Raw genomic sequence first — 10,725 nt, forward strand, 5'->3', positions numbered from 1 at the left:
CCGTATCGGTGATCCGGGCCCGTCGCACCTAACCCGCTGCTGTCACGGCGATCGCTCGCCGGCCCGGGAGGCGAGCCCTCCAAATCCCCGGCCGGTTACAGGTTCGTTCCGCCATTGAGTTCGGATCGCCGTGGCACATCCGCTTCCGCCATCCCCGAATGATCGATCCGCCACAGCCGATAGGGCGCGCCGGCGGGCAGCTTCACAGGACGCAACCAGGCGGGCACCCGACCGGCGACGAGCTGACTGTAGAAACCGTCGGGCGCGCGCACGCGGTAGACGGTCGTTTCGGCCATGTTCGGGCATGTCAGCAGATAGGAAGCATGGTGGCGCGCGATGATCCGCTGCGCTTGCGCCGCCGATCCGCTGAACGCGTGATGGACATCGAGGATCGCGTCGCCATTGCGGTGATAGGGGCCCGCCACCGCATCATGGTGGGTGGTGGTGATCAGGCGCGGCCCCAGATCGACATGGGTGAACATCAACCCCGCCGGCTGGCGGTCGAGCAGGCGCAGCGACGCCAGCCCGGCACAGCGGCGATTGGCGGCGGAGACCACCTGCGCCCGCCGGCTCGGCGGGTCGATCCGCAGCTCGCGGATGACGAGGCCGGTGAACAGGCCCGACAGCAGCATGAATGCCGCCACCGAACCACCGACGCGGACGATGATCGACGGGTGCTCGATCAGGCGGGGCAGGATGCGCCACGCCAGGCTGGTCGCGCCGATCAGCCCCAACAGCTGTGCGGCCGGTCCGGCGCGCACCTGCCAGGCGAGCATCGCGACGGCAAAGGCCGTGAAAAGCGCGATCGCGACCCAGCCGGTCCGCCGGGTGGGATCGGTCGTGCGCCACGCCGAAACGACCGCGCCGATCAGGCCGATGACCGGCACCGCCGCAAGCGGGATGGTCACGCGCAGCGGATGGGCGAAAATCGGCTTGGCTTCGCGGACATTGCCGAGCCACAGCCGGTAAAGCTCTGGCGAGACGTTTTCGGGGCGGCCGAGGCATTGCGGAAACAACGTCGCAAAGCCGGCGACGATGATCGCGCCTGCACCCGCCGCCAGCGCCAGCCGGGTTGTCCGCGTCGTGGGGCTGGTGCGCGCCAGCAGCGCGAGCAGCACGCCGGCTGCGACCATGACCGACAGCCAGACCGGGGTCAGCGCATCGCAGACGAGCGCCCGGTTGGCGTGCGAGGCGAACAGCAGGAAGCCGGTCGCGCTGCCCGTCCCGAGCGCCAGCGCATAGCGCGACAGCCGCGCCGCCTCGTCGCGTGCCCAGACCCAGCGCAGCGTGACGATCGCACCCGCCATCGCGCAATAGGGCAGCAGTTCCAGCCCGATGGTCAGCGACACCGCGCTCGACACGCCGACGGTCATGCCGCCGCGCGCGCCGTCGCGATCGGCCAGCCCCGCGACCGTCCAGGCAAGGCAGGCGAGCTGCCAGCCGTGATGATCGATGCGCAGCGGCATGAACATCAGCAGCGTCGCGGTGCAGCCGAACAGGAAGATGATCGCGAGCGGCCAGGCGACCGGCGCGATCAGCCGCCGCGCGGTAACCGCGATCGCGGCGAGCGCAGCCCCGAACGGCAGCAGCGGCGCGACGCCGACCGCGATCCGCTCGGCCCAGGCGACGCCGATCAGCGGCTTGAGCAGCAGGATCAGCCCGGCGATCGGCAGGTCCACCAGCCGCGACCAGTGGATGTCGAACCCCGCGGGCGGGTTCATCCGATACTGGCGCAGATCGTACCAGTCCTGCCCCGCCAGTAGCGCGCGGACCTGCATCAGCCGCATATTGTCGTCGGTGTCGCTGAGCGCGAGCCAGGTGATGCCGCCCCAGCGCTGATAGAGCCAGTAGGCGGCGATAACGAGCCACGCGACCGCGACCCAGCGCCGCCAGTGCCGGTCGAGTTCGCGTTCCAGGCTGAACCCCGGCATGGCTGTGTCGTTCAATTTCGCTTCCCTCGTGTGCGCGCGACGATTAGGGCGAGCGCCACGTTTTGAGCAAGGCCAAGATGCTGGGTGCAGTCGAGCGCGTGTCCCGAGTGGTGAACCAACGGCCGGTGGTGGGTCAGTTGATCCGCTTCCTGATTGCGGGCGGCATCTCCACCCTGATCTACAGCGCGGTCTATCTGCCGCTCGCGCTTTACGTCTTTACCGGCGACCGCGCGGTGCTGGCGGTGCCCTTCGCCTTTGCCGCCGCGGTCAGCGCGGGCTTTTTCCTGCACAGCCGCTGGAGCTTTCGCGGCCAGGGTATCGACCGTCGCGGGCCGGGCCAGCAGGCGCGGTTCGTGTTCGTCCAGGCGCTGGGCCTGGCGATGCATGCGGTCATCACCTGGGTCGTGACCGACTGGCTGGGCCAGCCCGCCTGGGTGCCGCTGATCCCCGGCGTGCTGCTCGTCCCGGTCGTCACCTTCCTGCTCAACCGGCACTGGGTGTTCCGGTGAGCGCGCGCGGGCGGAGCGACTGAGCGATGGACCGGATCGTCTATGACCGCATGGCGGCGCACGACACGACGCACTGGTGGTATCGCGCGCGGCGCGAGGTGCTGAACGACTATATCGCGCGCGAAGCCGGGCTGGGCGCGGGCGCGCGGATCCTCGAGATTGGGTGCGGCACCGGGCACAATCTGCCGATGCTGGCGCGCTTCGGCGAGGTCGACGCGATCGAGATCGACGCAGCGGCGCGCGCCATTGCCAGCGCGCGGCTGGGCAAGCCCGTGCTCGACACGCCGCTGCCCGAACTGCCCGGCATCGCGCGCGGGCATTACGACCTGATCGCGGTGCTCGACGTGATCGAGCATGTCGATGCCGATGTTGCCGCGCTCGGTGCGATGGCGGATTGCCTGAAGCCGGGCGGTCACATCCTGATCGCGGTGCCGGCGCATCCGTGGATGTGGAGCGCGCACGACGTCGTCAATCATCACAAGCGACGTTACACCAAGGCGACGCTGGCGCGCGCGATCGCGGACGCTGGCCTGACCCATAATGGCCTGCGCTACATCAACTCGCTGCTGTTTCCCGCGGCCGTCGCGGCACGGGTCGCGGGCAAGCTGACCGGCAAGGACGACAGCGACGATTCGCCGCCCGCCGCGCCGCTCAATGCCGCGTTCGACGCGATCTTCCGGCTCGAACGCCATCTGGTCGGGCGCGTGCCGATGCCGCCGGGCCTGTCGATCCTGACGCTGGCGCGACGCGCCTGACATTAGGGGTGCAAAGGCGGCGGCGTCGCTATTTCACCTGTCGCCCATGCTTGACGACGATGTCGACGCGCTGGAGCAGCGCAATGTGCTTCAGCGCGTCGCCCTTGACCGCGATGATGTCGGCATATTTGCCCTCGGTAACGGTGCCATAGTCACGATCGGCCTTCATCGCGACGGCGGGCCAGTAGGTGGCGGCACGGATCGCGTCGACGGGGGGCACGCCCAGCTGGTTCACCCACACGTCCAGCTCGTGCCACGTGCTCCCTGAATGGAATTTCATCGGAATACCCGAATCGGTGCCGATCAGCATCAGCACGCCCGAGTCGCGCAGCTGCTGGAACTTGCGCTTGAGCGTCGGCCAGCGCTGCGGGGTCTGTTGAAAATAGCTGATTCGCTCGGGATGGCTCAGCGACTGGCGGATGTCGGCGACGATCTCGGGCGGCAGCCCCTCGTGCCAGTCGGTCGCATCGATATGCTCGTGATTCTTAACCGTATCGGGGAAATTGAACAGCCCCTCGATCGTGGGGGTCCAGAAGAGCGGCCCCGACGCCATGTCGGCGGTGCGTTCGCGCAGCGCCGCGATGATGTCGGCCGGGTATTCGGGCGCGGCGGACAGCCCGGTATGTTCAAAGCCGTCGACGCCCATCTTGAGCCCGCGCCGAACTTCGTCCGGGCGATGCGAATGCGCGATCACCGGCAGCTTGTGCTTGTGCGCCTCGTCGATGATCGCCGCGACTTCGGCCTCGCTCATTTCGTCCTGGTCGATCAGCTTGACGACATCGACCCCGGCGGCGGCGATGCGGCGCACCTTTGCCCGTGCATCCTCGGGCGAGGTCACGCCCCAGCGAAATGCCTCGGTGCCCGGATAGGGCGTTTTCTGGATGAACGGGCCAGAGACGAACAGGGTCGGCCCCGGAATGCGGCCCGCCCGGATCGCGTCGCGCACGGCGATGCTGTCCTCCAGCGGCGCGCCGAGATCGCGCGCGCCGGTCACCCCCGCCATCAGCAGCTGGCGGGCGGAGGCCGGCATGATGACGTCGCGCAGCTGGTTGAGGTAGGTGCGGTCCCAATGCGCATAGTCGGCATGGCCGTTGAGCATCAGGTGGACATGCATGTCCCACAGCCCCGGCATCACCGTCATGCCCTCGGTCGAGATGACCCGTGCATCGGCGGGAACGGGCAGGCTGTCGACCGTCCCGACCGCCACGATCCGCTCGCCGTCGATCAGGATGACGCTGTCGCGGATCGGATCGCGCAGCGTCCCGTCGATGAGCGTCCCGCCGACCATCGCGAGCTTCTGGGCATCGGCGTCACCGGCCCCGCCCAACGCGATCAGCGCGGCGGCGACCCAGGCGATCAGGCGTGTGCGCATGCGGTCGTCCCCCACTTGGTTCCGCGCCCAGCCTATCAGGCGGTGACCGCGCGGCCAGCCCCGATTTTCGATCGGTTGCGCAACTTTGCATGCCCGATGTTCGCCGCCCGCCAAACCGGCTAGACGGCGCGCGTGAACGATCCGCGCCCCCTGTTGCCTTTCTTCGTCGTGATGACCGGCATCGCGATCTTCTCGGGCATGGACGCGCTGATGAAGGAACTCGTGCCCGCGATCGGGGTCTATTCGGCGCTGCTGTGGCGCACGCTGGCGGCGCTGCCGATGTCGGGCACATATTTCGCGCTCGACGGGCCGCGCCGCCCCGATGCGGCGGTGCTGCGCGTCCATCTGACGCGGGCGTCGGTATCGGTGGTCATGGCGCTGCTGTTCTTCTGGGGGCTCGGCCGGCTGCCGATGGCGCAGGCGATCGGGCTTTCGTTCATCGCACCCCTGCTCGCGCTGATCCTGGCCGGGCTGATCCTGAAGGAACGCGTGCCGCCGCGCGCGATATGGGCGACGCTGGTCGCATTTCTGGGCGTCATGGTCATCATGTTCGGCCAGTCGCAGGCGCGGATGGGGGACGATGCGCTGCTCGGTGCGCTCGCTGTTCTCGCCTCGGCGCTGTGCTACGCCTGGAATATCATCCTGATGCGCCAGCAGGCGCTGGTTGCCGGCCCGGCGGAGGTCGTCTTCTACCAGACCCTGCTGGTCGGCACGCTGCTGCTGATCGGTGCCCCCATATGGCTGAGCGTACCGCCGGTCGCGCTGATCGACGAAATCGTGGCGGCCGCGCTGTTCACCATCATTTCCATGGCGCTGATGTCGTGGGGCTATGCGCGCGCGGAGGCGAGCTTCCTGGCGCCGACCGAATACACCGCGTTCATCTGGGCCGCGCTGCTCGGCTGGATGGTGTTCGGCGAGCAGGTGTCGTGGTTCACGCTGGCGGGCACAGCGATGATCATCGCCGGCGTGGCGTGGGGCACTGGCCGCACGAAGGGCGCAGTGGTCGCGACGCCTGCCGCGCCCGCCTGAACGCACCCCGACCGGCCAAAGACTTGGGAGAAATGCCGATGCCCGTCACCATTCGCCGCGCCGAGCCGCGCGACCTGCCCGAGATCCAGGCCCTGCTGCACGCCTTTGGCCGGCATCTCGAGCGCCCCGAATGGGTGACGGGAAGCGCGGGGGCGCTGGAAGCCGCGCTGTTCGGCGATCCGCCGAGCGGACACGGTCATGTCGCCGAGCTCGACGGCCGCGTGGTCGGCATCGCGCTATGGTTCCTGACCTATAATTTCTGGACGACGCGGCCCGTGCTCTATCTGGAAGACCTGTATGTCGACGCCAGCGCGCGCGGCAGCGGGGCGGGCGAGGCATTGCTGCGTGCGCTGGGCGCGGAGGCGGTCGCGCGCGACTGCGCCTGGATGTCCTGGGCGGTGCTGGTCACCAACGGGGGTGCCAAGCGCTTCTACGAGCGGCTTGGCGCGGCGCACGACCCGAGCTGGGAAGTCTGGCGGCTGGAGGGGGATGCGCTGACGGCGCTTGGCACTGGCCGGAACTAGGAATCGGGCGTCGCCCCGGCGGGGGCCGGGGTCGCTACCCATACCGGGCGCTCGATTCTGTCAGCGGCCCCGGCCTGCGCCGGGGCGACGCTTTCGTTCCTTGCCTGCTTGCAGCCGCCCGCTCAGGCAGCCTTTGCCTGCTCCGCGCGTGCAATCGCCTCGAGGACGATGCGGCGCGCATAATCGGCATTTTCCCAATGGCCGACCCGGACCCACTTCTTGGCCTCCAGGTCCTTGTAGTGGGTGAAGAAATGCTCGATCTGCTGCATCACGATCTCGGGCAGATCCTCTTTCTCGTCGACCTTGGTGTAATAGGGGAAGGTCGCGTCGACCGGCACGGTCAGCAACTTCTCGTCGCCGCCGGCCTCGTCCTCCAGCAGCAGCACCGCGATCGGGCGCACGCGGACGATACAGCCGGGAATGAAGGGCGAGCGGGCGACGACGAGCGCGTCCAGCGGGTCGCCGTCGGGCGACAGGGTGTGCGGGATGAAGCCATAATTGGCCGGGTAGCGCATCGGCGTGTGCAGGATGCGGTCGACGAACAGCGCGCCCGATTTCTTGTCGAATTCATATTTCACCGGCTCGCCGCCGACGGGTACTTCGATAATGCAGTTCAGGCTGTTGGGCGGATCGTCCCCCACCGGCACCATGTCGATACGCATTGCTGTTCTTCCTTATTTTGCTGTCAACAGCCGATCCAGGCCCGCCTCTCCCGAAGCGATTTTTTCGAGGCGCGGATAACGCAGCCCTTCGTGATAGTCGACGACCACGTCACGATAGGCTTCGCCCTCCTTGACCATCAGCCGAATCGGCGTCGTCGTTCCCTTGGCGGCGGTGATGGCCTTCTTCAAACGCTCGGGAGTATAGGTCTGTCCATTGACCGCGACCAGCGTCGCACCCGTGGTCAGCCCCTGCTTATACGCCGGTCCGCCCCAATCGACGGATGAAATCACGCCTTCCTTGTTGAGCACGACGCCGATCGAATAGGTGAAGTCGTTCGCCTTCCCCCGGGTTTCGCGATCCTTGAGGAACGCGCTCGGCTCGTCGCCATAGACCAGCTTGTAGCCGTTGTCGGTCAGTCCGGCGAGCGGCGCGCGATCGCTGGGCCGATTGACGCGCGTGTCGAGCAGCGTGCGCCAGTCATAGGGCTGGATTGCATTCAGCGTCGCGACGACGTCGTCGAACGTGTAGGTCAGCACGCCCCAGTCGCCGTCATTGACCCCGAAAAACGCCCTCGCGAAATCGTCCATCGACTTTTTGCCGCGCGACTCGCGGCGCAGGATCGAATCCACCTCGAGCCAGATCAGCAGGCCCTCATTGTAGTAATCCTCCGAACGCTGATAGCTCACCCAGCCCTTGGGCCGGCGTGCAGAGATGATCGGATCGTTGGTGGTATCGACCAGCGGGCGCCATTCGCGGCCCTTGCGCGTGTCGAGCGAGGCCGCGATCGCCGCATAGGCGTCCAGCGTCTGCTGCTTGGTGAACAGGCCCGACCGCGCGCCGAGCACATAGCCCCAGAACTGCGTCTGCCCTTCATAGACCCAGAGCAGGCTGTCCTGCATCGGCGTCTTGAAATCGGGGGTGAACAGGTCGGCACCGCGGCGATACTTGCCGTTCCAGCTGTGCACCATTTCGTGCGGCAGCAGGTTGCGCTCGCCCGGCCCCTTGTCCCATTCGGTGAAATAGCCGGGATCGACGCCGTTTTCGGAGCTGCGGTGATGCTCGAGCCCGATCGAGCCCATCTTGTTGGTGATCGCCAGCAGGAATTCGTAGCGGTCATAATGCTGCGCGCCGAACAACGCGACGGCCTGGGTCACCAGCGCGCGGTGCTTGGCGATCTGGTCTTCGGTCGCCGCGAGCTCCTCGGGCGTGTCGGCAACAACGTTCAGGTCGACGCGGTCGGACAATTTCCACTCGCGGAAATAGCGCCCGGCGAACACCGGCGAATCGACCAGCGTTTCGTAATCGGTCTTCTCATAGCGATAGACCGCGCCCTCGCGTGTCGCGGGCAGGCCGGACGCGGCGGTCCACCCGTCCGGATAGGTCACCGTCGCCTCGACCGGGATCTGGCGGGTGAAATAGCCGGCGGGATAGAGGCTGACGGCTTCCCATTGCAGGTTGAGCATGTCGGGGGTGACGACGACGCGTCCCTGGTTGGGCTGGGTTGCCGACAGGAATTCGAACGTGACGATGACCTCGCGCACGCCGGCGGGCACGTCGATATGAAAGGCATAGACGTCGAGCGGGTCGCGCCGCCACGCCAGCCGCTGGCCATTGGCGGTGATGGTCAGTCCCGCCAGTTTCTCGATTTCGCCGCGCGGCGCATGCTTGCCGGGCAACCATTGCGGCATCAGCAGCGCCATCGGCCCGGCGGCGGCGACGGGAATCGTCTCCTTTACGCGATAGATCGCCTGGTTGATCCGCGTCGCGTCGACTTCGAGCTTGATCGTGCCGGGATAGGGAATGTCGCGCGCGGCCGGGATGGTGCTGGTGATCGGCAGCGGCTGGGGCTGGGACCGGTTCTGCGCCGCCGCATCTGTGATCAGGGCGAGGGGGGCGGCGGCAAGCATCAGGGCGGAGAACGCGACCGATCGGAGCATCGACTGTCTTTCGTGAAAGGAACGGGAAAGGCGGCTGGTCGCGCAGATAAGCCGCCCCGCCGCGCCACGTAAAGACCGTCGGGGAAAATCGCCGGCCCCGGCCCCGGTCTCGCCAGGGCCAGGGTGCGCGTCTTCAGCGCACGATGACGCGGGTGTAGAGGTGCCAGGTCGCGTAACCGAGCCACGGCAGCACCACCGCCAGCCCGATCGCGAACGGGATCGTGCCGAGCACGAGCAGCACGCCGACACGCAGGCCCCAGCCCAGCGTCTCCCCCGGGTTGCGGCGTGCGGCGGCGAGCGACGTGCGTACCGCGTCGGGCGCCTCGACCGAGCGGTCGACGACCATCGGAAAGGAGATGAAGGCGAACACGAGCGTCACGGCGGCAAAGGCTGCGCCGACCAGATGGCCGATCACGATCATCGCCCAGCCCTCCGGCGTCGTGAACAGCCGCCCGAAAATGTCGCCGATCTGCATCGCGCCGGTCTGGCCCAAGGTCGCGGCATAGATGAGATAGGCCGCCATCAGCCACGCGCCGAACAGCACCGCCAGGCCCAGGCTGAGCATCGCCAGCGGCGTGCGGCTGCGACCGTTCAGCGGATCGAAGAAATGCCACCAGCTCGACTCGAGCCCGGCCTCGCGCCGTCGGGCAAGCTCGTAAAAGCCCGCCGCGACCGCGGGTCCTGCGATCGACAGCCCCGCGACGGCGGGGAAGAACAGCGGCAGCAATGAATCGTTGAGCGCGATCGCCCCGGCGAGCAGACAGACGAACGGATACAGCAGCCCCAGGAAAATGAGATCGCCGCGCTTGGCGGTGAAGTCCTTCCACCCTTCCGACAGCGCCCAGTTGACGTCGGCCATGCCGATCCGCCGGATTTCCGGGGTGACGGCGGCGGGAGCCGGGACGGGTTGTGCAGAATCGAGCATCGAAGCCATCTGGAGCGGTCCTTTGTCGGTTCGAATGAAACGGTCGGCGGGTATCCTTTTGCTTTGAGGTACGGAGCATACACCCTTGCGGGCGGGGGGCAAAGATTGGGGGGGTGTCGGGGGATAGAATTGACTGGCAGCAACCCATTGCGTTCGTTTGCCGCGACTGCGATGTTTACCAAATGGGTCGCCGCATCTGGCTCGTTTATGCAATTTCGGTGGCACTTAGTGCCTGCGCCGATGAGTCGGAGACATCGCTCAGGAAGCAGTCTCCCGCGACACGCCAATGCTCTGCGGATTTGGGGGCGACTAGGGCGGCAACGCTCGTCGAACAATGCATTCAGGTTTCGCCTGCCACGCGACCGCCCTGCAACGCTCAGAACTCTTGTGCCATGATCCGAAACGAGATCAAACGCGGCTGCGACTACATCGGCGAAGGAAAGCCCGACTTCTGTGGAGGTTAGGAGCGGGCTTCTACACGAAGTGCGCCATTCGTGCAGGTCGCGTTAGTCTACCCCCCAAACGGCGCATTCAACCTCACGATTGCCCGGTTGAGCACGCCCGCGAACGTCACCCATATCAGATAGGGCAGCACCAGCAGCCCGGCGAGCGGGGTGATACGGGCCAGGCCGACCGCGAGCACCGCGACCGAGACCCATAGCCCGACCACCTCGATCAGCGCCCAGTCGGGCCGCCGCGCCATGAAGAACAGCGGGCTCCAGGCGAGGAAGAAGGCGCCGTTGACGCCGAACAGGATCAGCACGTCGCGGCGCGCGGCCGCGTCGGGCGCGGCGTTCCATGCGACGACGGCTGCGGTGGCGGCGCAGGCGAGGATGATCGTCCAGGCGGGGCCGAACAGCCAGTCGGGCGGCTTCCATTCGGGCTTGCGCAAATTCTTGTACCACGGGCCGATGATCGTCGTCCCGCCGCCCGCCAGGCCGAGCAGCAGCGCGATGCCGCCCGCGACCCACGGTGGCGACAATTCAAAGCCGTTCATGTTTGTCTGCCCTGATTGACACCCGGCATCTTGCCGACTGTCCAACGCATGTTACACAGCATGGGTGCGCCAGCCTTTCCCTT

Annotated in this window: 10 protein-coding genes; 4 read left to right on the top strand and 6 right to left on the bottom strand. The window is 67.1% G+C overall.

The genetic code is table 11. The features are described from left to right. Window positions 1-95: 95 nt before the first annotated feature. The gene (locus AX709_RS14190) at window positions 96-1,931 is read right to left on the bottom strand and encodes an AcrB/AcrD/AcrF family protein (protein WP_231727541.1); all 1,836 of its coding nucleotides are present in this window, start codon (window positions 1,929-1,931) and stop codon (window positions 96-98) included. A 62-nt stretch (window positions 1,932-1,993) separates the two neighbouring features. On the opposite strand from AX709_RS14190, the gene AX709_RS14195 reads away from it, so the two are divergent. Both AX709_RS14195 and AX709_RS14200 read left to right on the top strand, forming a co-directional pair. Further along, window positions 1,994-2,440 carry a GtrA family protein gene (locus tag AX709_RS14195; protein WP_331709718.1) on the top strand — a complete coding sequence of 149 codons (447 nt, stop codon included), beginning with the start codon at window positions 1,994-1,996 and terminating at the stop codon, window positions 2,438-2,440. 26 nt (window positions 2,441-2,466) lie between these two features. After that, window positions 2,467-3,195, top strand: coding sequence for a class I SAM-dependent methyltransferase (locus AX709_RS14200; protein WP_066550326.1), 729 nt, complete (start codon window positions 2,467-2,469; stop codon window positions 3,193-3,195). A gap of 28 nt (window positions 3,196-3,223) precedes the next feature. On the opposite strand, the gene AX709_RS14205 is transcribed toward AX709_RS14200, so the two are convergent. Next, window positions 3,224-4,567 carry an amidohydrolase family protein gene (locus AX709_RS14205; RefSeq protein WP_066482016.1) on the bottom strand — a complete coding sequence of 448 codons (1,344 nt, stop codon included), beginning with the start codon at window positions 4,565-4,567 and terminating at the stop codon, window positions 3,224-3,226. Window positions 4,568-4,699: 132 nt separating this feature from the next. On the opposite strand from AX709_RS14205, the gene AX709_RS14210 reads away from it, so the two are divergent. Both AX709_RS14210 and AX709_RS14215 read left to right on the top strand, forming a co-directional pair. Further along, window positions 4,700-5,596, top strand: coding sequence for a DMT family transporter (locus AX709_RS14210; protein ID WP_231727534.1), 897 nt, complete (start codon window positions 4,700-4,702; stop codon window positions 5,594-5,596). Between the two features lie 38 nt (window positions 5,597-5,634). After that, window positions 5,635-6,120 carry a GNAT family N-acetyltransferase gene (locus tag AX709_RS14215; RefSeq protein WP_231727535.1) on the top strand — a complete coding sequence of 162 codons (486 nt, stop codon included), beginning with the start codon at window positions 5,635-5,637 and terminating at the stop codon, window positions 6,118-6,120. Between the two features lie 122 nt (window positions 6,121-6,242). Here the strand turns inward: AX709_RS14215 and ppa are convergent, their stop codons facing one another. The 4 genes from ppa to AX709_RS14235 all read right to left on the bottom strand — a co-directional run bounded on the left by ppa (window position 6,243) and on the right by AX709_RS14235 (window position 10,642). Beyond that, the gene (gene ppa, locus AX709_RS14220) at window positions 6,243-6,782 is read right to left on the bottom strand and encodes an inorganic diphosphatase (protein WP_066481994.1); all 540 of its coding nucleotides are present in this window, start codon (window positions 6,780-6,782) and stop codon (window positions 6,243-6,245) included. Between the two features lie 12 nt (window positions 6,783-6,794). After that, a complete protein-coding gene (locus AX709_RS14225) occupies window positions 6,795-8,720 on the bottom strand; it encodes a M61 family metallopeptidase (RefSeq protein ID WP_066550335.1) in 1,926 nt (641 codons plus the stop codon). Between the two features lie 133 nt (window positions 8,721-8,853). Further along, complete coding sequence (locus AX709_RS14230; protein WP_082731797.1) at window positions 8,854-9,654, bottom strand: DUF2189 domain-containing protein; 801 nt, start codon at window positions 9,652-9,654, stop codon at window positions 8,854-8,856. Window positions 9,655-10,156: 502 nt separating this feature from the next. Next, the gene (locus AX709_RS14235; protein WP_231726075.1) at window positions 10,157-10,642 is read right to left on the bottom strand and encodes a TspO/MBR family protein; all 486 of its coding nucleotides are present in this window, start codon (window positions 10,640-10,642) and stop codon (window positions 10,157-10,159) included. Between the last annotated feature and the right edge of the window lie 83 nt (window positions 10,643-10,725).

It is taken from the genome of Sphingomonas sp. CCH15-F11 (assembly GCF_001557005.1).
Lineage (GTDB): Bacteria > Pseudomonadota > Alphaproteobacteria > Sphingomonadales > Sphingomonadaceae > Sphingomonas.

Bases quoted from the DNA above. Each gene is read 5' to 3' on its own strand.
- AX709_RS14230 (WP_082731797.1), bottom strand. From the start codon at position 9,654: ATGGCTTCGATGCTCGATTCTGCACAACCCGTCCCGGCTCCCGCCGCC.
- AX709_RS14215 (WP_231727535.1), top strand. From the start codon at position 5,635: ATGCCCGTCACCATTCGCCGCGCCGAGCCGCGCGACCTGCCCGAGATC.
- AX709_RS14225 (WP_066550335.1), bottom strand. From the start codon at position 8,720: ATGCTCCGATCGGTCGCGTTCTCCGCCCTGATGCTTGCCGCCGCCCCC.
- ppa (WP_066481994.1), bottom strand. From the start codon at position 6,782: ATGCGTATCGACATGGTGCCGGTGGGGGACGATCCGCCCAACAGCCTG.
- AX709_RS14200 (WP_066550326.1), top strand. From the start codon at position 2,467: ATGGACCGGATCGTCTATGACCGCATGGCGGCGCACGACACGACGCAC.
- AX709_RS14235 (WP_231726075.1), bottom strand. From the start codon at position 10,642: ATGAACGGCTTTGAATTGTCGCCACCGTGGGTCGCGGGCGGCATCGCG.
- AX709_RS14205 (WP_066482016.1), bottom strand. From the start codon at position 4,567: ATGCGCACACGCCTGATCGCCTGGGTCGCCGCCGCGCTGATCGCGTTG.
- AX709_RS14190 (WP_231727541.1), bottom strand. From the start codon at position 1,931: ATGCCGGGGTTCAGCCTGGAACGCGAACTCGACCGGCACTGGCGGCGC.